Below are 21,941 nucleotides of genomic sequence, written 5' to 3'. Positions count from 1 at the left end.
AAAATACAAACTAATTTATTTAGAATTATCAATAACTATTTTGACATACTTGCTATCCGAACGAGTTTTTAGCCAATTTGCTAAACGATTTCTTTCAAGATCTGAGATAGAAGTTTTTTCAACAGGTTGGAGTACAACTCTTAGCACCGAGTCGGCTCCTTGAGCCAAATTAAGAGGCGAAGCAATGTAAACATTTTCGACTTGAGGGAAGAGAGCTTTCATCTCTTGAACTAAAGATTTCTCCATCGCCCCATAGCGATTGTACCTCTCCACAAGAGTTCTAAGGGAGTCTATTTCTTGACGCTGTCTCTGTATGATAGCCTCGCTATTTTCATAAAGGTCCTTGAGCAAATCTGTTTTGAGTTGTCCCAAGTCTGTTTTTTCCTCGAAGCCTTGATGAATATTGAGAAGTGCTCCAGGTACATAATCAGGTAGTTTTTTGTTAAGGCTGTCTATTAGTTTTGTCTCTAAGGCACGACCTACCATAACTACATCTACATACCAAAGACCTTTTTCCTTGGCAATTTCGTATTTTACTACTTGTGCATCGGGGAAGTTGAGTTCGCGCTCAACAAAATTTCTTGCATTCTGTTTGCGGATGCTATCCTGCACCAATCCGATACTTAAATAAACACTAGGAAGCAGGGTAGAGAGGGCTACAATGAGCATAATGCGACGCACCTTTTGTTTGCGCAACGCATTCATAAAAACCTTTTCGGGGAATTTCAGATAGCGGACTACTAAATAGGTGGCAAGAGCAATGAAGACAGAGTTGATGAGATAGAGGTAAAAGGCTCCGAAAAAGAAACTCCATTGTCCCGTAGCAACACCATACCCTGCGGTACATAAAGGGGGCATTAAAGCTGTTGCAATAGCCACCCCAGGTAATACCTGCCCTTTACTTTTGGTACTACTTGCAATCATTCCAGCGGCTCCTCCGAAGAAAGCTATCAATACATCGTATATATTGGGGGTGGTACGTCCCAATAGTTCGCTACCATTTTCTGTGAGAGGTGTAATGATAAAGTATATTGTAGCCGTTACAATACTAAAAAGAGTCGTTAGAGCTAAGTTGCGTAACGAGCGTTTGAGCAAGTCGAAGTCATAAATTCCCAAAGCTGTACCGAATCCAATAATCGGCCCCATAAGAGGAGAGATAAGCATGGCTCCGATAATGACTGCCGTCGAGTTCATATTTAGCCCCAAAGAAGCTACGAAGATGGCACAAATCAAAACCCAAAGTTTAGTACCCCTAAAGTCTACATCTTGGCGTACTTGATCTATGGTTAAGTGAGGATCGATTTTGTCCGAAGTAATATCTAAGATGCGCTTTACTTCTTGTACAACTTTTTCCCAACGCGTGCGAGTGTCTACTTCAACCGCTGGCTCGGAGGGAGATGCTACGGAAGATTGTTTGTCAGGCTCGTCTTGAAATAGTTGGTCGATGTCTTTATTTTTTTCTTCTTGTATCATAGGTTCCTTATTTTTTCAATTGGTTGAATAGTAGGGTTAGAGGAAAGTCTTTCTTTACTACTATAGTCGCAAAAGTGAGTAGGAGGAGCGTATTGACTACCCAGCGAATCCAACCTATAGACTCTGCATAAGCTCGGTAACTAGGAGACCTACCACAATAATAGAGGCTATAAGAAGGTAGAAAAGAGCATTTTTCCAATCATAATCTACTTTGTAATAGTGTTGCCCCAAAACATAACAGATGGCAACCATTATGGTATTACTTATTGCCGAAGCCCAAGCACATGCCATAAAGCCCCATCGAGGTACTCCAAAGATGATAATAAATACAGTGAAAAGGCAGCCTACAAAAGAGATAATGCCGCCCCACCAAGTTTTATCTACCAGCTTATACCACAATGAAAGATTGAAATAAACTCCCATCATTAGTTCTCCCCACATTACAATTGGAACAACACTTAAACCAGCATAATAGTTCTGACCCACAAAAACCTTTATAATGTCTAAGTATGCCATTACCCCTATGTATATGCAGAGAGCAGAAACGATGTAGTACTTCATTGCCACGGCATAGGAGATTCTCTCTGCTTGGTCGTTGCCTTTTTTCTTGTTAAAAATAATCGGTTCATAGGCATAGCGGAAGGCTTGTGTAAACATGACCATTACGACTGCAATCTTAAAGCAAGCTCCATAGATGCCCAATTGCTGACGAGCATACTCTACATCATCGTAGAGCATAGGGAACAATATCTTGTCCGCCATCTGATTGAATATCCCTGCTATGCCTAAAACGAGTATGGGTAAGGAGTAGCGGAGCATCCGCTTGAGAAGTTGCCCTGAATAATTAAATCCTGCTGTGAAGATATAAGGAAGTAACAGAAGGAAGATGACAATATTACCTATAAGATTTGAAACAAATATGTAGCCCACCGAATAGTTGGGGTCGAAGAACCAATCAACTAAATAGGGAGCTTTTTTCATAAGGAAAGGAGCTAAGAGAAGGAAGAAAAGATTGAACCCTATATTTACTGCAATAAAGATTAGTTTGATGAGAGCAAAACGCCATGGCTTTTGTTTGTAGCGGAGATAAGCAAAGGGGATAGCCATAAAAGCATCACTTGCCACTATTAAGATGAGCATCGTTATCAAATCTTTATGCTCTGGATAGGAGAGAACTCTGCTCAGAGGAGTCAAAAAGAGTAGGCTTAAAGCGACAAATAGAAGGGACGTGAAACCTACCGAAATAAGGGTCGTCGAGTAGACTTGTCTTGGATTAGGCTCTTTGTTGACAAAACGGAAAAAGCCCGTCTCCATTCCATAGGTTAGGATGATGAGAAGGAGAGCTGTCCATGCATAGAGATTTGTAACAATGCCAAACTCCCCTGTGTCTTGTAGGACACGTGTGTAGAGGGGTACTAAAGCCCAATTTAGGAAGCGTCCTATAATACTCGAAAGACCGTAAACAGCAGTATCCTTCACTAATCCTCGTAGCATAGTAGACTTTTCTTTTGTAGTTCACCCAACACGTCTCACAAAAATAGTATAAAAGAACTATATAGAGACTGATATGCAATAGATTTGCAAGAGGTGCACTTACTGCTGTAAAATACGGGTTTATCAAAATGTTTATGACAAGATTGCTACAAAATAGGTTTTTCTTGAGAGAGTGTGCTAGCTTTTTCACCTCTCACCCTATCAACTTTATCTCCCGAGGAGAATGTATATGTGATTGAGAGCTTCAAACGAGTACGAGGCGATAGATCAAAACGAATTAGTTCCGAGTTCCCGATTCGAGTTGTAAGTGTATTCTGGCTGTGAAGTATATTGTTCAACGATAAACTGAGTTGTAGTTGATCTCTTAGGAGGGAGGTGTAACAGCCAGCATCAAGGGCGAATTGAGCCCCTAAGGTATACCCCAATTTCTGTTGAGCACTTTGCCCCGAAAATGCAATGGTTACGCCTGTGGACTTCGAGAGCGCCAGTTGATGTGTAGAAGTCCCACCTATGGAGAGGGATTGAACGGAACGCTGTGGCATCTGTTCCCTGTCGTGGCGCAGATAAAGAAGGTTGTTGGTATGCCAAAAAGAGAATAGGTGTTTGTTAAAAGAAGCGGATGCGTAATGGTGCCACTGTGTGCCTATATTGTTGGGCTGTGTGTAGAATAAGTTTGGAGCACTCTCGTCTGGATAGGTCATGATTTGAATGATGTCTCGCCCATAACAGAGGCGATATGTAAAATTCCAATCACGGTTGAGGTAATAGTTTAATTCCATTTCATCGAAAGTCTCTTGCTTGAGCTTTTGATTCCCAATGCTGTATAGGTTTTCAGTATGGTAGGTTGCAATGGGAGAATAGTATCCATAGTTAGGCAAAGAGAAAAAGTGCCTATAAACTAAAGCAATCCCCGATGCTTGATTAGGATTTATCATGTATTGTAGAAGCATTTTGGGGTAGAGTCCATGGTTGGGTACTTTATAATCTTGATTTTGATGTAGGAGGTCTCGATATTGCATGACTGTGGTTTGATAGCTTATCCCTGCTTGTAGATAAATACGTTTACCAAACATTTTACTGTATTCAATGAAAGGAGCAAAATCGAAGCCCGAGATTATGAATTTCTTTTCTGTGAGTTGTTTCAGTGAACTATCGCTAATACCATCTGTATTGTTTTGGTCAAATGCATAAGCATAGGTGATACCACCTGTGAGCAAGTGTCCATTTACAAAGGAGAGAGAGGCTTTTGGATTGACTACAAAGTAGCGTGTGCGGTTGTTAGAGAAAGCTGTGTTGTCTTTGGTTGAGGTATAGTAGTTAGCGAGATTGTTTTGCGAATGACTATAACTTATAGTAGAAGATATGTTCATTCCCTCACATATATTCAAATGGGCATTGTAGCTCAGACCGCCGCTGACATTGAGAGATTGCTGATTATACCCTTGTGTGAGGATATTCTGCATCTGAGCATTTGTGTTTTTTGTCGTTACTTGAGGTATATCGTATACGACACCGCCGAAAAATCCTAAGCGTTGTTGTTTGTTGATTTGGTACTGAACACCCAAATTGTCCATTACTGCATAATCCCTTGTTTTGCTATCAATGATTGTTTTTGCGAGGCTCGAAGAGGAGGCTTCGTATCGGTCTTGTCGTTCGTACTTTGTTGTGTAACGCCCGAGTCCGCCACGTAAGGTATTATAGAAAGTGACATCGCCCTTTTGATATTGTAGGAAAAGCATAGGCATCACCTCTACGAGTCCTAAACGATCGAATTGGAGTGGTAGAGTGGTAGATCCGAGGATGCCTTCTTGTGCTCGCAGTGTAACCATAATAATTCCGCCCTTAACACCTTTACCAAAAGAAACACCAGGATTGGGTATAACCTCAATGTGGTCAATCATAGAGGCTGGTATTGTATTCAATTGTTGTAGTGTAATGACTTGATCACCTATGTAAATCAAATTATCCTCTTTGCCATTAATAAGAAGATTATCTCCGATGACTTCGATACTTGGTACAAAGCGAAGAGCCTCCCCCATAGATTTCCCTTTGCTCATAGGGTTCCCCTTAAACTGCACTCGGATATTACCATTGGGCTTTAGTTTGGTGTGTTTTGCGATAACGACTACTTCCGATAATTCTTCCGTGTTTTCCTCCAATATAAAATCTTGTTCAGTATAGGATTGGGTTACTGTAATACTTTTTAATAAAGTCTTATAACCTACACAACGAATCTTTACAAGGTATCTTCCTGCCTTGTGCAGTTTTAATGCATAGCGTCCGTTAGCATCGCTTACGGCACCAATCACATTCTTTTGGATAGAATCTTGTAGGGTGATAGTGGCTGCTGGCAAAGCCTCCCGTTCACTCGTTGTAATCACCCCTCTCAGTTGGTAGATATTCTCTTGAGCTAAGCAGACCTGCCCAGCAACTACGAAGAGCAGGGTAAATATAAAAAATCGAATCATAGTTGCGACTTAATCTGTTTTTGGATATGTAGTCAATGTTATCCTAAACATTTTGATACTCATCAAAAAAGTAGGGCTAAGGGATAGAAAATGTTGCCTTATCATAATAAAGAGTTTCAATTTTCTCTACCTCCTTTGCGGCAAAAGTAACACTTTTTGTGTAAGTCATCAGTAGACTACTGAAAGAAACGATTGTGTAGATTCCAGTCTCAAGTGCAACGTTGTTGCAGATATATGTCAAGCACTTTTATAGGGGATTGAAAGTTTAGCTTTTGTATTTTCTGGTAGTAAATGCCGATGGAGAGATGTTACGCCCGAGTTCACTTTTGACCAAGGCTCATAAAGAAGTTAATCTTGGGCTTTTTCTCGTGCCCTTTGTGGCAAGAGAAAATGTTTCATTAGATGAATGGACACAGATATTTATGACTACATTTACCCTTGTAAATAGGTTTTGTAAGAGAGAATGAAGCATATTATGCAGGATTTTAGAGCTTTGAGGCTGATGTCTCAGCAACTGATTTTACCACGCTTTGAAATGCCCAAAGATATAGTAGCATGGATGGGTGCAATGCAGGGGCAGGACTATAATATGGTCAAGTGGGCTGTGGGGATGCGCCTCAAAGGCGAAGTGGGTCTCTCTCAAGTCCAGCAAGCGTTAGACGAAGGTAAAATACTACGAACTCATGTGATGCGCGCTACGTGGCACATTGTATCCGCAGAGGATATTCGTTGGATGTGTAGCCTATCTGCTTCGAGCATACAAAATGTTATTAAAGATAGGAAGCGCATGGAGGCTTTGGCATTGAGTGAGAAGCTCTTTGTAAAGGCTTGTAACCTTTTCGAGAAACATCTTGCAGGCTCCTCCGGGTTAACCAAAGACGAGCTTGAAGAGACTTTTGTAGCCGAGGGTATCTCTTGTGTAACAGGTACGATGTATAGGTTGCTTATGTTTGCCGAGACAATTGGATTGGTTTGTAGTGGCAGAGATAAGCAGGGCAAACCGACCTATGCGCTCTTGGATGAGCGTGTTCCCCTTATGCCCGAATTGTCGAGAGAAGAGAGCATTGTACGCCTTACTGATAGATATTTTCGTAGTCATTCACCAGCAACACTTGCCGATTTTGTTTGGTGGTCGGGTTTGGCGGTTCGTGAGGCCAGAGCAGGAATAGAAGCAATTAAAGAATCCCTCCACGAATTCTCCGGAGCTGATAAGATTTATTACATTCACGCTGATGTTACTTCCACGCCCTCAACGCCGGTGCCGTCTGTGCACTTTTTGCCAGCCTACGATGAGTATGTAATTGCTTACAAAGGTCGTGAGGAGGTTATTCATCCTACAGGAGTCAATCTCTACTCCAAGAATGGTATTTTTTATCCCCTTATTGCTGACCAAGGGCATATTGTGGGGCTATGGAAGTACGAAAAAAGGAGGAAAAACAACCCTCTTTCTGTGACTTACTTCGAGCCCGAACTTGAACCTAAAACAATAGCTGTACAGGAGGCTTTTGAACGCTATAAGGCTTTCTTAGAAGGATAGTTATAGTTTTTATATGAGCGGTTTATAATTCTTTCAACAACTTTTATTGGCTATGGATTAAGTGAAGCAAATAGCAAACGTAGCTGGAGTACAAAACTCAAAATACAGAGCACGAAGAAAAGGCTGTGTCAAAACTGAATTTGAGCACAGCCTTTTTTCGTTTGGGAGATGATTTTGGCAATTTGATGGCTATTTATTTTGTCCTCTATTATGTCATTTGACGGCAGAGGCGGATACTTTCTTTCAAAAGGTACGTAGGTTGCGAGAGTTTACTCGGATGGTTTCAGAAGTTTGCATTAATGGTTTTGAGGGTTTGCACGGATACTTTACGGCGTAACCTTTAATGCTTCTCAAAGTCAAGAAGAGATAAAAATGGGTAGACACATGAAGCATCTACCCATTTCATGAGAAAGGTACTCTCCTACCCAATTGGTAGGAGAGAGTTTGTTCAATTTATTCAATTACTTAAGAACGATAACTTGAGCTTTACCAGCTACAACCAGCAAGTAGTTGCCACGAGCAAGACCTGATACGTTGAAGCGAGCTACTCCGAGTTCTGAAGCCAATGCTTCGGCTATTACACGTCCATCCATAGTAGTCAGACGAACCAACGTGTTGGCTTCAATGCCCTCTATGGCTACAAAGTCTTGTGCAGGGTTGGGGTAAATAGTTGCCTTGTTGCCGTTGATACCCTCAATAGCATCAATCAATTTGAAGGTAGCCTTAACCTCTGTATTGGCAGTTACCTTGAAGGTGCGGGTGGCCTTAATGTCTACATTATTAGCGTGAGAGTTGATAGCTCGTACTTGTCAAGAGGTGTAACCTCTACGATTAGATCCGTACCTTCAGCGATAGCTTTAAGCTCCTCTGCTGTCTTATTCTTGATACTGATAGTACCATTTTCTGTAGGAGCGAGTGTTACGGTGTAAGTAACAATTTGCTTTTCGAAGGTAATTATCACAGTTGTAGCTTTCTCTACCTTGAATGTAAGTGTGTTGGCAGGAAGTGCTGTACCATTTACCGTGATGCTCTTAAGAAGGTGTCCCTGCTTGGGTTGAGCCTTAATAGTGAGTGTAGTACCTTCGGGGACTGCTTTGAGCATATCATCGGTGTAGTTTTCGATAGAGGCAGTTCTCACCAACTATTTGTAGGGTTACGGGGTAGGTGGCAACTTCTTTTTCAAAAGTAACAATGACTTCAGTTGCTTTGCTCACGGTGAATGTGAACCCATTAGAGGGGAGTGCCACTCCATTTACCGTAATGCTCTTGAGAGTGTGTCCCTGTGAAGGTTGAGCCTTAATGGTAAGTGTAGTGCCTTCGGGGACTGCTTTGAGCATATCGGTAGTATAGCCTTCGATAGAGGCAAATCCTTTACCTTTTACTTGGATTGTAACAGGGTAGGTTGTTACCTTCTTGGCAAAAGTAGCTCCTACTTCGGTTCTTTCTTTTACTGTGAAGCGATAGGGAGCTTCGATGGCATTTTGATTCACAAACACAGAGCGTAGCTCATAGTTTTCGTTGGGGGTAGCAACAACTGTTAGTTCTGTTCCCTCAGGAATAGCCTTAAGCTCTTCGGCTGTTTTGCCTTCGATAGCAATAGTACCATTTTCCACTCCCAATAGAACGACTTCATAGGTTATAGCTATAGGTTCTTCTTGTAGTACTATATCATCGATTAAAAGGTCGGTGGAGTAAGAAACAGGATTTTCTGCAAAGTGGACAAAAGCAATGTACTTTATGTCGGCAGGTACTTTTACGACTTTTTTAGCGTAAGTTTTTTCTGAATATGGAATGCTTTCTGTAAAGAGAATTTCTGTGAAAGAAGCTATCTCTGTGTCGCTCTTAGACCCCAATACTTTATAGGGAACAGTTTGGTTGGGAGAACCTGTTTTTATGAAAAACGACAAGAAAGATTCCTTCTTCAAAGCTAATCTTGGAGTAATTAAGAGGTTAGAGTACTTAGTGTTTGAGCTTCCATAAGAACGCATAGAAGCTCTTCCTGAATGTACACCTGCTGCTGCATTGTAATACCCCCAGCCTGTGTAAGGATCGTTGGTTCTGACTTGCTTTTCTTTTCCCATCCTTGGGGTAAATTGCTAAAATCTACATCCGCTCCATCGAAGTTCTCAGATAGAGTAGCAACTCCTTCTTCAGGTTCTTGAGACTCTGGTACAAAAGTAACGTTAATTGAAACGCTCTTTTTCAGAATGAAGGTGTAAGGTGCTGCTAATACTTCTTCGTCAAGACGTACCTCTCCTACTTTATAACCTGGGTTAGGAATAGGTTTTACCGTAACTTCTGTATCTTCTTCTACTTCCCATACTTGTTGGTCTCCTAAGCCCTCAAGTTCAATTTTACCATTTTCTACTTGCCAAGGCAAACGAATAGAGTGCGTTCTTTTCTTAAACACTGCTGCGATAGTTGTATTGCCTGCAATGTTAAATTCATAAGGATCTCCTGAATAGAAGTCGTTAATCGCAATTCCGTTAATTTTTAACCCTCTGTAATTGAAGCCTTCATTAGCTGTTGCTGTAATTCTGAGTTTGGAGCCTTCTTTCACAGCATTCAAATTCTCAACGATGGCGTCTTTACTATCCTTTACTTGAACTGTTCCTCTCTCTGTTTCTTCTACAGAGACTACATAAGTGGGTAAATCGTTGGCAAGACTTCCTCCTACTCCCGAAATCTTCACGTCATCAAGACTTAGCCCACTTTCTTGACAATCATGGTGGTGAAAGGCTACATACTTTGTGCCAGCAGGCAGTTGTAATGTAAAGTTCTTCCATACCATAACTCGTTCTTTCGTAAGAGTTTCAGTCATTAATTCAATGAAGTCCTCAGGATTGCTACCAGTGGTTGAGTAACAAACGGAATATTTTTCGGCAGGAAATTGACTCGAATAAGTGGTTGTCCAAAAAGAAACTTCTCCTCCATTAGGAAGGTTTAGGCGTGGTGCTATTAACCAGTTACTGAGAGGCTTTTCACTGGAGATAAAAGAGTCAGAAGTCATAGACCCTCCAGTACCAGAGTAATCAATGTCTGGCCCCGTACCGTGGTTTTGCCATTTGGTCCACGTAAAAGTCTTGCCATTGCCATCTATATCTCTGGCAAACCAGCCTTCAGGAAACCCAGTTGAGAAACTCTCTTCAATAATTACGGTACTTTCTCCATCTCGTAATACCTGTTTTTTCTCAGGGGTTGCTTTTTGAGGAGAAGCAGAGGCCGAGCCCCAAGTTAATAAACCTGTTGTAACAGCCAATACTGCAACAATGCTCCGTTTAAGTAGTAAATACTTTTTCATACTATAACTTAATTTATGATTGCTAAAACTTATTCCAGTTATCAAGTATTCTTACATAACTCTTTTCTCGTATTTTCTAACAGAAAAAAATAGAGAGACTTATCCAAAAATACAAAAGGATAGTTGGTCAAAAAATCGAGTACAAATCTAACAATAGTATTTATAAAAAACAACATTCTCAATCTATAAAAAGATGAAATATAATCTAAAGTAGAGCGTTGTGTGAAAGGATGTGTCGGGTGCGATGTTTTAAAGAGGATTTTGCATCTTGTTTGATGTGGTTGTGATCGGTTAGGAGATGTCTTTATGGAGTTTTTTAGATCGTTATGTGGATTTCAATAGATCTTGTGTAATGTCTTTGCAATAAAGGAGATAGTGTGCAGTGGAAACTCTTTAGCTGGAGCAATACAATCACCTTTCTTTGGGAATAAAAAAAGCTATACACGGGGCTTTTCCGTATATAGCTTGATGAAGAGTTAAGGGAAGTGCAGTTGTTCTAACGACGAGATTTTCCTTTCTTTCGAGAAGAGGCAGAGTCTATTTTCCCTCTATCTCTGTCTTGTCTTTTTTGGGGCTTTTCATAAGAAGAGTACCTTCTCTCGGCTCGTGAAAAAGAGGAACGAGTTCCATTAGTTTTCTTCTTCTGAGTCCCTTCTCTCTTTTCGGAAGCCTTATCTGCATAGTCTACAATGATCTTTCTGCCTTCGACTTCGTATTGAGATAATTCGTCAATTACTCGTCCTGCTTCCTCTGAATCGACATCGAAAAAGGAAAATTTTTGCATCAAATCAATCTTACCGACTGCAACCCTGCCTGGTACACATCGGTTGATCAGTTCGATTAATTTGTTGGGGAATAGTCTGTCCGACTTACCAAAATTGATAAAGAGGCGCGTCATTCCTTCTTCTGTTTCAAAAGGTGCACGTTTAGAACGTGGCTCTTTTTTGCTCTCCTTTTCTACAGTAGTTTGTTCAATTTCTTCTGCTGAACGGTAATATTCGAAGAAACGTTGGAATTCGAGTGTCATGAGTCGTCGGATAAGATCCTCCTTGGGAATCCAATCTAACTTGCGACACACCTCAGGGAGAATTGCCTCAATGTCTTGCTGTCCCTCTTCGGTATCTACTCGTTCCAAACGGTCTGCTAAGTGGAAAAGTTGCTTCGAGCAAATGTCTTTCCCTGTTGGTATAACAATGTTGTCGATTTTTACACCAATGAGTTTCTCGATGGAGCGCAGTCGCCCCTTCTCTCGCAAGTGGCAGAGCGCAATAGATATGCCCTTTTTTCCAGCACGAGCAGTTCGACCGCTTCTGTGAGTGTAATTTTCAACATCATCGGGTAGGCCATAGTGGATTACGTGAGTAAGGTTGTCTACATCAAGTCCTCTTGCTGCCACGTCGGTAGCAACTAATAGTTGCAAATTCCCTATACGAAAACGTTGCATTACTCGGTCTCTCTGTTCTTGACTCAGGTCTCCATGGAGGGCATCGGCATTGTAACCATCTCGAATAAGTTGCTCAGCAATCTCTTTTGTTTCCATGCGAGTACGGCAGAAAATAATCCCATAAATAGCAGGATAGTAGTCTACGATTCGTTTTAGTGCGAGATATTTTTGGCGAGCGGGTACTAAGCAACAGTGGTGAGAGATATTGTTGTTTGCTTCATTCTTGCGACCGATAACAATTTCTTTTGGAGACTTTAGATAGCTTCGGGCGATAGAGTTCATTTCGGGGGACATTGTTGCCGAAAAGAGTAATAGTCTTCGTTCGTTGGGAATTTGGGATAAAATCTCTTTAAGATCTTCACTAAAGCCCATATTGAGCATTTCATCAGCCTCGTCCAGTACCACGCTTTCGATAGCGTCGAGCGATAGGGCTTCTCTGCGTAATAAATCTAGAAGACGCCCCGGTGTAGCCACAACGATATTAGCCCCTCGACGTAATGCTTTGATTTGCATATCTATAGAAACTCCTCCGTAGACGGGTACAATGTGTATCTCCGATAGATACTTTGCATAGGATGCCAAGTCATCGGCTATCTGTAGGCAAAGTTCTCTTGTGGGAGATAGTATTAAGGCTGTTGGCTGTGCTCCTTTGATGGTCAAACGCTCCAAAAGAGGAAGTCCGTAGGCTGCCGTTTTTCCAGTTCCTGTTTGGGCAAGAGCTATTAAATCTAAGTTGTCGCCCAAAAGATAGGGTATGACTTCGGCTTGTACGGGCATTGGCTCTATAAAGCCTAGCTCTTCTACTGCCTTTATAAGGGATTGGGATATGTTTAATTCTTCAAATGTCATTTCAATAATAAAGAGTTGTTTCTATCTCCTATAGAGTTTCTGGCTCCTGTTTTGTCTGTCCATAGTGTAGATAGTTGTGTGAATATTTAAGAGAGTGTTCCCAGAAGTTCTATTTTTGCTCGTTTGGTAGCTTTTTTCTTTCTTTCAGAGGGCAACTTTTTCCTTCTTGGATTTCTCGCGTTGCTTTTTGCTAAGAAAAAGAGGTTAGCTGAAAGTTATACTGCAAAAAAATAAGGAGAAACGGGTTAAACGCTCCTCCTTACAAACATAATTCATTATGAGAACATTTATCTATGTAGCCCCTAGGGGAATCGAACCCCTCTTTCAAGGATGAAAACCTTGCGTCCTAACCGATAGACGAAAGGGCCGTAGGACTAACTTTTATCAAGAACTCCTAATTAAGAGGAGTAATAAAAGTGATTGGACTAACTCTAAGTGAAGGTTGCTACGCCTAACAATCCTTGCTCTGACCTCGAGTCTTACTCGTAATTCCTATTTTATGCCGCAACCATGCGGTTAAGCTGACGAGCGAGTTTGCTCTTCAAGTTAGCAGCTTTATTCTTGTGAATAATGCGCTCACGAGCTAACTTGTCAATCATAGAAGACACCTTAGGGAGCATCGCCTTAGCTTCGTCCTTATCTGTCAACATACGGAAACGCTTGATTTGGTTACGTGTAGAACGACCATAGTAGCGGTTATGTAAACGACGTACACTAGCTTGGCGTATTCTCTTTAATGATGATTTATGATTTGCCATCTCTATATAATATTCTGTTGTTCGTTATCTAAAATCTAAAATCTTGTTCTTGTATTTAGTAGCCCCTAGGGGAATCGAACCCCTCTTTCAAGGATGAAAACCTTGCGTCCTAACCGATAGACGAAAGGGCCACTATCAATGCAATAAATGAAACCACTAAAAAGGCTTTCCATTCTTTTGCGACGACAAAGGTACAATAAGTTTTCGATTCTGCAAGAACCCTACACAAATTTTTCGAGACAGAGTTAGAAACTCATAGAAACCTCTTATTCTATTCTCTCTTGCTAAAACATAGAGTAAGGAAAGATGTCTCCATCATATACACCATGTGCAATGGAATACAGAGCTTCATTTACTTCAATAGTGACCTTGGTTTTTCAAGAAGAAAAGGAGACCAATATGAGATGGGTAACGCAAAAAAGAAAAACTTTTCCGATGAATCCTTACCTGTTGTAGGGAAATAAATGAAAGGAAATCAGCTAATTATTTTGCTAATAACACTCCAACTATACTATGAAACGACTCATAAAATCAATACATATGTGGTAGATGTATTGTATATTCCAAAATAAGTCGTACCTTTGCAGAGCTTTTTGCGAGAATGATTTTTTCATGGAAAGCATTTGGGAATCGCTAGCTCAGCAGGTAGAGCACAACACTTTTAATGTTGGGGTCCTGGGTTCGAGCCCCAGGCGGTTCACAGAAAAGAGAGTTGTTTAGAAGACTCTCATAAGGCCGATTAGCTCAACTGAATAGAGCATCTGACTACGGATCAGAAGGTTAAAGGTTTGAATCCTTTATCGGTCACAGCGTAAGGATGGCCGCGTAGCTCAACTGAATAGAGCATCTGACTACGGATCAGAAGGTTATAGGTTTGAATCCTATCGCGGTCACAATAGGATGAGATCTTTTTTCGGGAGAAAAAGGGTCTTTTTTTGTATTCGATTAGATGTTTTTCTATCTCGCACAGGCTTCCCTCTTGACTAACAATTTCAAAGTACATTGCTATTTTTCCTATGAAGCCAATAACTCCAAGAGATGTAGATTGTGGAGATGATGATATAAAGTCCGAGACATTGGAGTAGGGAGATGCCTCCTTTTAGGTGCATTGCTTCAATGGGCGTAAGGAGAACAAGGACGCTTTCCATTGCTCCCGCTAATATCTCCACTCCCTTACTTATGAGCCAAGAAGAAAGACTCCACGAAGAGAATATCATATAAATCAATCCTAAAGGTATTAGTAGGGTGCTTAGAAAAACGAGAGGAATGTTGCTCCATAGGGAAAGTAGAGAGAGTTCTCCAAAGTGATATAGCGTGAGAGGTATTGTCAATAGTTGAGCAGAGAGGCATAGAGATATGGATTGATATAAATACCTTAATAGCAAATTGCTTGCTGATGGAACAGAACGTATAAATAGGGGATAGAAAAGGCTTATTGATAAAACAGCTGCATAGCTAAGCTGAAATCCTATATCTAATATGTAAGAGGGTTTAAGTAGTAGGAGTAACAAGGCACTAAACGACAGGATATTTATGACATTGCTGGGTCGTTTGAGTAGAAAGGATAATTGATAGAGTGCCAACATCACTGCTGCTCTTACTGCTGGAGCAGAAAATCCTGTTAGTCCGACAAAAAGCCAAGTAGCGATAATCTGTATTAGGATACTTATGTATAGTCCTTTTGAAAGACGCCGAAGAGGGACGCAAAGGAAACCCAAAAACAAACAGACTACCCCTAAGTGAAAACCACTAACCGATAGGATGTGTATGACTCCTGCTTTTTTGAAGAGACTCTCTGCCTCGATACTCTCTGCTTTGTAGCCCAGACACATAGCTCCCAACATCTCTTTTTGTAGAGGAGAAAGGGGGAGGTTGTTCATTTGTTTTAATAGTTGGTTTTGCACATCCACAGCGAGCATCGTAATGCTTTGTGCTTTATCCCTTGGCGTTGAGATAAGCGTGTCTACATATCCAACGGCACTACATCGTTGCGCTATAAGATAGCTTTTGTAGCTCCTGCGTTGCAAATGCCCGGTGGGTTTCAATGTTACATAATCGGCATAAAGCGTATCTCCTACCGATAGCTTTTGTGGGGGATGTGTTACGTAGAGCATTTCGGAGAAGGTGTTAGAAGATTCTCCTTGTAGTCTTTTTGCTTTGATGCGAAGTCCTGATCGAGTTTGTCGAGGTGTTTTCTGTACCACCCATCGTACTTTTCTTTCTATGGGGAGGTATACCTCTGCTAATCTATTATAATCCCAAGAGCTGTAAAAAGCTCCTCCCAGTAAAAAAATACCCACACTTAAGTAGGTGAGGAGTTTGCTACGGTTGCTCTCTAATGTGCCGAAGTAACTCCAGACGAATAAAATTGTAAGAGGAAAGCTTGAGAGTGCGTATAATAAGGTATAAGGGAAGGTGTAGCCCAAAAGGAGTCCAAGAACAAAAGGAAAGATAACTTTAAGGGCAGGCGCTTGTAGAAAATGAAAGTAAGAGTTGAGGTAAGAGTGTTGCATTATGGAATTGAGATTACGCTATTGCCAACGTTCGCACTCCGCTGTATAGTCTGATATGCTCTTTTTATTATAACCTCAACGCTTTTTCAAAGCGAACTCTTTCTTCTTCTTTACCAACGAGGTCTTTTTACTAACCTTAGGGGAGAGGTTGAGTGCCACTCTTCGGTGAATTAGAGGCGTTGTAGTTGCTTCAATCCTGCAACAGCCTCCTTAGGACTGGTATGACCAAAGACATAGCTACCTGCACGAGGGCATCGGCTCCAGCCTCTACGAGCATACGTCCCGTTTCTTGATTCACTCCTCCGTCTACTTCGATAATAGTCGAGAGTCCACGTTCGTCAATCATACGACGCAGGCGATGCACTTTATCCAAAGCCTGTGGAATGAATTTTTGTCCCCCAAAACCAGGATTAACACTCATTAGTAGTACCAAATCGCATTCCTCTAAAACATCGCACAGTAACTCTACAGGGGTGTGAGGATTAAGTGTAACGCCCGACTTCATGCCTGCCGAACGTATGGCTGTTAGTGAGCGGTGTAGGTGGGGAGAAGTTTCGTAGTGTACGTTCATAATCTCTACTCCCAAGTCCCGAAGTTGGGGGAGAAACTTCAGTGGCTCTACTACCATTAGATGTACATCCAATGGTTTTTTGCAGATGGGTGCTATTGCTTCCAAAATAGGAAACCCGAAAGACAGATTAGGCACAAACACCCCATCCATAATATCTATGTGTAGCCAATCGGCAGCACTCTCGTTGATTAATTCGATAGCTTGTCCCAAATGTAGAAAGTCTGCACTGAGTAGAGAGGGAGATATTATTGGATTCATACGCTGTAGAGGGTTAATCTGTTTCTCTTTTCAATACCCAAAATTACTCCCTTTTGCAGAAATAACCAGCACCGCTCTTTAAATCGTACGAAAAAAACTTCTATCTCTTTTTTACATATAGCTATCACTCTCTTTTTCATTCTTTTATGTCTCTCCGCCAAAAGCTATATAGTTAACTCGAAAAACCCTCTGAAAAATTTGAGATAGAACTATCTTATTGAAGAATAAGGTGTTACCGGCAAGAGAGTGACAGACAGGTAACGATTTGGAAATGAGCGAGGTGCTTTTTGTTGCTCGTGTTTGTACTAACAAAGAACGCTCACCTTATCTTTGGCAAAGATACTCTTTTGCGTGAGAAAGTGAGCGTTCCGTCATGAATTTCTTTTGGAAGGGGAAAGTCTGTTTTTACATCCTTCGTCCCCGTTTCTTTCTCTTGTTGGCTTCGTGGCGCAGTCTTCGCTGAAAGTCGGTCTCAGCATAATCCTCTCCATGAACTTGGAAGTCCAACACGCTGCCAATTCCTGATGCAATCCCTTCTGCAACATCCACCACGCTTTCAACAAGGCTTGGTTCAAGGCTTGGTACTGGTTGTAGCTTTTCTTCCTGTACAACTTCTTTCGGCTGATAAATCGGAACTGAAGAGTGGTAGGGAGTGGCATAGGAGAGCCCGAATTGTTTCAACAGTGAGTTGTATCCGAACTCTCGTCCTATTTCCGAAGCCTTGAACGTCTGCCCCTCAAAAAGAAATTTCAGACCATAGATTCCCCCCTTCTTATTCATCATCTGTTCAACGGTTACTCCTTGTCGTCTCAATTCATATCGAAAGGAAGCGTAGCCATTCAGTCCGCCATTTGCATACTTTCCCAACAGTCCGTAAGCCATTGTACGAAGTCTCTCCTTGCTCGCCTCCCGTGTCTGATTGGCTCTCGGCTTTTGATACCGTTTCTCTGCCCGTATCTTATTGGCAATGATTAGACCGTGCTTGCGACTCAACTCTTCCGCGACTCGTGCAGCCCGATTGCTCACAAAGGTCGTATCATAGACAACTCTATCCATACTGATTCGATTGGCGATGATATGAATGTGCAGATTGTCCGTATCCTTGTGCGTAACGGCAACGGCTTGATGCCTTCCCAATCCCATGATTTGTATAAATTCAGACACCAGATGTCGGAGCTTCACAGCGTTCATCTTTGCCTCATCTGCGGGAGCAATGCCGATTTCAATTCTAAGGAACTTATTGCGACAACGACTATTGTAGTCACTCAATAGGCACATCTCTTCGTATATCCCTCGTGGTGTGTCCGAACAAAGTTCTTGAAATAAGAGCCTGTTCTTGAGTTTTGCTTCCCTGAAAATATACTCCAAGGCTACCTTACCGTGCGCTATGGCTTTGCACTTAGCGATCATTGCGCTCTATCTTTAAGATGTCATACACCTCGTCTACAACTCGATGGCGAGGATTATAAAACCGCTTAAAAGCCTCCAACGAGACGAGCGAAAGATTCTTGGTCACTACTACCCAAGAGGCATCCTTTGTCTTAATGAGGTTAGAGATATGGGTAAAGAAATGGGAGATGCGTTGCAAAATCCGAACAGCTTCCTGTTCGTTTGCCTCCAACTTCGGGATGGCAATTACCTCTCCCGTCAGAAGCATCTCACGAGAGAATTCGGATAGTTTCTTTCCCGATTGCTCTGCTCTCCTCCGTATCTTTCGTTGTTCCTCCTCAGAACAACGTATCCGAAGAATTTGGGTCTTATTATCCCCCTTGTTTCTTCTCTCTTTATCTGTTTTTGGTTTCATCTTAACTTGCTTATTAAGGCATCCCAGCCGATGAGAACGAAGTGATTACGGCTACCCTCCCGAACCAACGAGTGAGGAGGCAAGCGCAGTTTGTGGCTACAAACTGATGTCTTGCACTACTACCGATGAATACCTGCACATATACTATGATTGGCTTCCATTACTTGTTCTTCTTACCTTTTGAGAATGCCGATTGTTCATTTCATTACTGATGGCTCGGAATACCGAGATTAGAGTTTGCGCCAGTGTTCTATGTCGTCTCCGTACTCTTCCAAATGTTGAAGAGCAATACGTTCTAAGAAACTTGAAACATTGGCTCCATAATCACCCAATCGACGGACAACGAACTCTAAACGTTCCCATGTGGAGCGACTAAGATAGGTTGCCTTTCGGTCGATGATTTTGTGAGGAACGAGAAAGGATTCCCGATAGCTTTCCAAGTTCTCTTTACGTTGCTTATGGCTGATACGTCTTTGAATGCTTGGTGTCGCTTGTTCCTTCTCTTGCTCGGATTGCTCTGCTTTCAGGTTGTCTTTCTCTTCATTCAGAGACTCGGAAGGCAGTGTTTGCTCAGATGTCGAAGAGAGCTTGGTGGACTCGGATGGTTGGGATCGCTCCGACTGTTTCTCTTGAGTTTCTTTCCCTACGTTCAAATAGTGGGATAAATCAAATTCTTCTTTCATGGCTTATCTGATTCTACGTTTTACAATGGCAGGCTTTACCTGCTGTACTTCTTGTTGTTGCTTACTTTGGGCTACGTGATACTCATTGAGGTCTTTATGATGTGGATAGAGACACCTGCTCATATCCTCCACCTCTATGCCTGTGGCACGAAGTGCACGAACAGCTTGTCGCCCTGCTTCATCGTTGTCGAAGAAGGCTTTGACCGAGAAGATTTTTACTTCTTGGAGATAAGCCACGGCTTTGTGCAGATTGCTTACCGAGTTCAGGATAAGACAAGGAGCGATTTCTTTTCCTTTCATCGTGAGAAGGGAGAGGAAGTCGATAAAGCCTTCGAAAAGACAAAGTGCTCCATCGGATTCTCCGTTAATCAGAGAAATATCTTTCGGAGCGATACTCCCTTTGAAATTTCTATTATCTCGAAGCTCATAACCTCCCGAACGATTGGGAAAGCCGATAGCAACATACTCTCGTCCTCCGATGGTGTAACGAATATGGCGGAGATAAGGGCTTGCCACGGCAAGGTCTATCTTGCGAACTCCGTGGAGATAGTTTTTCAAATGCGGGGGCAATTCTTCACCGATGGAGAGAATATGCCTTGTATTTGCTGGAGAATTGCTCGTTTGGGAAGGTATTGAACGATGAAAGGCGGAAGGCTCACGCTTTTGTTGGTCAGACAACTCTTCATCGGCAAGATGCGCCATAGCTTCATAGGCACTGCATCCTCTCATCAGCATCACAAGGTCGATGATGCTTCCGCCTTTACCTATTCCGTAGTCGTGCCAGAGGTTTTGCCGAAAGTCCACTTTCAGGCTGGCATTGTGGTCATTTCGATAGGGGGCATGATAAAGGGCATAGTGCGTGTATTCTTTGGCAGGAGCAATACCGCAGGATTTCAGGTAAGCCGATATAGGCTGCTGTTTGATGGTTTGAATGTCGTAATATCTTGGTTTCATAAGTCCATAGGATGAAATGATGAGAGAGGAGGAGAACGGTGAAAGGAGAAAGAGCGTGTTCTCACGGAGGTCGGAAGGGTTGAGTCTTTTTGCTCTTCGATGGACAAAAATAGATTTCTCCACTTTTCCCTTTCACTGTATATATATTCTTACAGTGAAAGAAGAAGAGTGAACTGTTTTTATTTTGTTGCCGATGGCTTTTTCCTTTCATTGTTCCCATTGCCTCTTTTTTCTTGATTTTGAACTTTCACCCGAAAACGGATGCTGAAACCAAGTTAGAGAGCCGAGAATGAGAAGACAAGCTTTGCGAGTTTGTTGCTTTCGGGTGCTATACAATGCTTCGAAAAAGAGAAGGAAATAGAGCGGGAATCAGGACAAAAACACCTCAAAAAAGAATCGAACAAAGAGAGACTGCTCTCAAGCGACAGCATCGGGCTTCATACTTCTGCACCCTTTTGCATCGGAAGAGAAACGAGTTGCGTTTTTTTATCGGATAGGAAGCCATTTCATACCTTATCGAAGCCACAAGTACGCACTTAACCGAAAGCCTTTTCTGTGTAGGTATGTGCCTCTATATTTGCCTGCGAGTTCCCTCTGTTTCCTCGGTTATCCCTGACTGAAAGAACGAATGAAGAGGCTTCCTACATTTGCATCAAAAAACAAAAACAGAGTAACAAAAACAGCATTCCAATATGAGATTTACCGCTATTGACACCTCCGCTTGGGAGGAACTGAAAAAGAGCATCGAAGAGCTGGCTCTTTGCATGAGAGAACATTTCGGCACGAAGCCCGAAGTCCCCGACCTGTTGCACAACGGAGATGTCTGTCGCATCCTGAATATCAGTAAACGGACGCTCCAGCACTATCGGGATACTTCCGTATTGCCCTTTATCCAAATCGGGCATAAGTGTTATTACAAACGTGAGGATGTGGAAGCACTCCTCGCAAAGTCTAACCACAAGAAACAGTAACTATGGAACACGAGATTGTAAACAGAGAAACACCCGAAATGAAAGAACTCATTTCGGGCATCAGAGAGATGACAAAGCGGCTGAAAGAGATTGCTGAGACACATCGTCCGCTTTTCGGAGGAGAAATCTATCTCACAGGGCGAGAAGTCTGCGAACGTCTTTTCATCTCTCCTCGTACATTGCAAGACTATCGAGACAAGGGTGTTATCCCCTACACCCAAATTGCAGGGAAAATACTCTATCGACTCTCAGACATCGACCAACTACTACAAGAGAACTATAAAAGCACAAATAAAATATCTGTATCCATAAGTACAAAGTACAGATTGATATTAGATTGAAGATGATATAAAGAAAAGCACCCGAAAAGTTGAATATGAACTTTTCGGGTGCAAAATTAAAACACTAGTTCCCCCCTATCACTCCACAACCCTACTAGGGAAAAGATCTACAGTTACAGTCTTTCGTTCATACTGTGGCTTCCATTGCCCATCAATAGGATCTGTGCATAATAGATTGCCTTTGATTATATACGTTTCTTCAGTGCAATTGGGGTAATCCCCTCTCTTAGGATGGGTTTCTATATAATAAATGACTCCATCTTTCGTGTAAAATGCATGGTTAGGAGCCTCTCTTACCAATCTGGGCTCAGAACTGTCTTCGTAATAGTGTAATCTAATCACTTGTAGATCTCCATTGCTATGATATACGATCCCTGCAAGAAAATTGACATCATTACGATTGTTCTCCACAAAATCGGGATTCGATTTTATCTCATCAAAAACACCTAAATATAACCACTCTCCAATAAGTGCAGGATCTTTAGGTCTATCACGATAGCGTTTAATTTCTATCCTGCCCAT

Annotated in this window: 17 protein-coding genes, 5 tRNA genes and 2 pseudogenes; 6 read left to right on the top strand and 18 right to left on the bottom strand. The window is 41.9% G+C overall.

The genetic code is table 11. From position 1 onward, the window contains the following. Positions 1-15 precede the first annotated feature (15 nt). The 3 genes and pseudogenes from JCM15907_RS07000 to JCM15907_RS06990 all read right to left on the bottom strand — a co-directional run bounded on the left by JCM15907_RS07000 (position 16) and on the right by JCM15907_RS06990 (position 5,435). Positions 16-1,473, bottom strand: a complete 1,458-nt coding sequence (locus tag JCM15907_RS07000; RefSeq protein WP_025843262.1) for a DUF389 domain-containing protein — start codon at positions 1,471-1,473, stop codon at positions 16-18. Positions 1,474-1,480: 7 nt separating this feature from the next. Continuing rightward, positions 1,481-2,967, bottom strand: a pseudogene (locus JCM15907_RS11245) (lipopolysaccharide biosynthesis protein). A 146-nt stretch (positions 2,968-3,113) separates the two neighbouring features. Continuing rightward, positions 3,114-5,435, bottom strand: a complete 2,322-nt coding sequence (locus JCM15907_RS06990) for a TonB-dependent receptor (RefSeq protein ID WP_025843261.1) — start codon at positions 5,433-5,435, stop codon at positions 3,114-3,116. A 475-nt stretch (positions 5,436-5,910) separates the two neighbouring features. On the opposite strand from JCM15907_RS06990, the gene JCM15907_RS06985 reads away from it, so the two are divergent. Beyond that, the gene (locus JCM15907_RS06985; protein WP_025843260.1) at positions 5,911-6,972 is read left to right on the top strand and encodes a winged helix DNA-binding domain-containing protein; all 1,062 of its coding nucleotides are present in this window, start codon (positions 5,911-5,913) and stop codon (positions 6,970-6,972) included. Positions 6,973-7,433: 461 nt separating this feature from the next. Here the strand turns inward: JCM15907_RS06985 and JCM15907_RS06980 are convergent, their stop codons facing one another. The 8 genes from JCM15907_RS06980 to JCM15907_RS06940 form a co-directional block, all read right to left on the bottom strand. Next, entirely contained in the window at positions 7,434-7,682 is a 249-nt protein-coding gene (locus JCM15907_RS06980) for a T9SS type A sorting domain-containing protein (protein WP_025843259.1), read from the bottom strand. Between the two features lie 62 nt (positions 7,683-7,744). Then, a complete protein-coding gene (locus JCM15907_RS06975) occupies positions 7,745-8,110 on the bottom strand; it encodes an InlB B-repeat-containing protein (RefSeq protein WP_148297483.1) in 366 nt (121 codons plus the stop codon). Further along, positions 8,076-8,960: a choice-of-anchor J domain-containing protein gene (locus JCM15907_RS06970; protein WP_025843257.1), complete on the bottom strand. Its 885-nt coding sequence runs from the start codon at positions 8,958-8,960 to the stop codon at positions 8,076-8,078. The genes JCM15907_RS06975 and JCM15907_RS06970 overlap by 35 nt, the downstream gene beginning before the upstream one ends. After that, complete coding sequence (locus JCM15907_RS06965; RefSeq protein WP_025843256.1) at positions 8,915-10,273, bottom strand: choice-of-anchor J domain-containing protein; 1,359 nt, start codon at positions 10,271-10,273, stop codon at positions 8,915-8,917. The genes JCM15907_RS06970 and JCM15907_RS06965 overlap by 46 nt, the downstream gene beginning before the upstream one ends. Positions 10,274-10,769: 496 nt before the next feature. Further along, positions 10,770-12,566 carry a DEAD/DEAH box helicase gene (locus tag JCM15907_RS06955; protein ID WP_025843255.1) on the bottom strand — a complete coding sequence of 599 codons (1,797 nt, stop codon included), beginning with the start codon at positions 12,564-12,566 and terminating at the stop codon, positions 10,770-10,772. Positions 12,567-12,862: 296 nt separating this feature from the next. After that, positions 12,863-12,934: transfer RNA gene (locus JCM15907_RS06950), tRNA-Glu, on the bottom strand. A gap of 129 nt (positions 12,935-13,063) precedes the next feature. Further along, positions 13,064-13,324, bottom strand: coding sequence for a 30S ribosomal protein S20 (gene rpsT, locus JCM15907_RS06945; protein ID WP_025843254.1), 261 nt, complete (start codon positions 13,322-13,324; stop codon positions 13,064-13,066). Positions 13,325-13,383: 59 nt separating this feature from the next. Beyond that, positions 13,384-13,455, bottom strand: a tRNA-Glu gene (locus JCM15907_RS06940). A 496-nt stretch (positions 13,456-13,951) separates the two neighbouring features. Here JCM15907_RS06940 and JCM15907_RS06930 point away from each other — a divergent pair. The 3 genes from JCM15907_RS06930 to JCM15907_RS06920 all read left to right on the top strand — a co-directional run bounded on the left by JCM15907_RS06930 (position 13,952) and on the right by JCM15907_RS06920 (position 14,217). Next, a tRNA-Lys gene (locus JCM15907_RS06930) sits at positions 13,952-14,024 on the top strand. A gap of 33 nt (positions 14,025-14,057) precedes the next feature. Continuing rightward, positions 14,058-14,131 (top strand) — tRNA-Arg (locus JCM15907_RS06925). Positions 14,132-14,143: 12 nt separating this feature from the next. Beyond that, positions 14,144-14,217: transfer RNA gene (locus JCM15907_RS06920), tRNA-Arg, on the top strand. A 99-nt stretch (positions 14,218-14,316) separates the two neighbouring features. Here the strand turns inward: JCM15907_RS06920 and JCM15907_RS12360 are convergent. The 6 genes and pseudogenes from JCM15907_RS12360 to JCM15907_RS06885 all read right to left on the bottom strand — a co-directional run bounded on the left by JCM15907_RS12360 (position 14,317) and on the right by JCM15907_RS06885 (position 20,107). Continuing rightward, positions 14,317-15,837 carry a ComEC/Rec2 family competence protein gene (locus JCM15907_RS12360; protein WP_025843253.1) on the bottom strand — a complete coding sequence of 507 codons (1,521 nt, stop codon included), beginning with the start codon at positions 15,835-15,837 and terminating at the stop codon, positions 14,317-14,319. A gap of 170 nt (positions 15,838-16,007) precedes the next feature. Beyond that, positions 16,008-16,666, bottom strand: a pseudogene (gene rpe / locus JCM15907_RS11230) (ribulose-phosphate 3-epimerase). 405 nt (positions 16,667-17,071) lie between these two features. Continuing rightward, positions 17,072-18,076 (bottom strand): relaxase/mobilization nuclease domain-containing protein, encoded by a 1,005-nt coding sequence (locus tag JCM15907_RS06900; RefSeq protein WP_025843252.1) that lies wholly within the window; start codon positions 18,074-18,076, stop codon positions 17,072-17,074. After that, the gene (locus tag JCM15907_RS06895) at positions 18,066-18,470 is read right to left on the bottom strand and encodes a plasmid mobilization protein (RefSeq protein ID WP_025843251.1); all 405 of its coding nucleotides are present in this window, start codon (positions 18,468-18,470) and stop codon (positions 18,066-18,068) included. Before JCM15907_RS06895 ends, JCM15907_RS06900 begins: the two co-directional genes overlap by 11 nt. A gap of 230 nt (positions 18,471-18,700) precedes the next feature. Further along, positions 18,701-19,153, bottom strand: coding sequence for a DUF3408 domain-containing protein (locus JCM15907_RS06890; RefSeq protein WP_025843250.1), 453 nt, complete (start codon positions 19,151-19,153; stop codon positions 18,701-18,703). Positions 19,154-19,156: 3 nt separating this feature from the next. Beyond that, positions 19,157-20,107 (bottom strand): DUF8464 domain-containing protein, encoded by a 951-nt coding sequence (locus JCM15907_RS06885; protein ID WP_025843249.1) that lies wholly within the window; start codon positions 20,105-20,107, stop codon positions 19,157-19,159. A 692-nt stretch (positions 20,108-20,799) separates the two neighbouring features. On the opposite strand from JCM15907_RS06885, the gene JCM15907_RS06880 reads away from it, so the two are divergent. Next, entirely contained in the window at positions 20,800-21,078 is a 279-nt protein-coding gene (locus JCM15907_RS06880; RefSeq protein ID WP_025843248.1) for a helix-turn-helix domain-containing protein, read from the top strand. Between the two features lie 2 nt (positions 21,079-21,080). Continuing rightward, positions 21,081-21,419 (top strand): helix-turn-helix domain-containing protein, encoded by a 339-nt coding sequence (locus JCM15907_RS06875; protein ID WP_025843247.1) that lies wholly within the window; start codon positions 21,081-21,083, stop codon positions 21,417-21,419. Positions 21,420-21,497: 78 nt separating this feature from the next. On the opposite strand, the gene JCM15907_RS06870 is transcribed toward JCM15907_RS06875, so the two are convergent. Further along, a complete protein-coding gene (locus JCM15907_RS06870) occupies positions 21,498-21,941 on the bottom strand; it encodes a hypothetical protein (RefSeq protein ID WP_148297482.1) in 444 nt (147 codons plus the stop codon).

Origin of the sequence: Porphyromonas gingivicanis JCM 15907 (assembly GCF_000614585.1) — a bacterium.
GTDB classification, from domain to species: Bacteria; Bacteroidota; Bacteroidia; order Bacteroidales; family Porphyromonadaceae; genus Porphyromonas; species Porphyromonas gingivicanis.
Note: the sequence above shows the minus strand (reverse complement) of the source record. Positions and strands in the feature narration are given on the sequence as shown.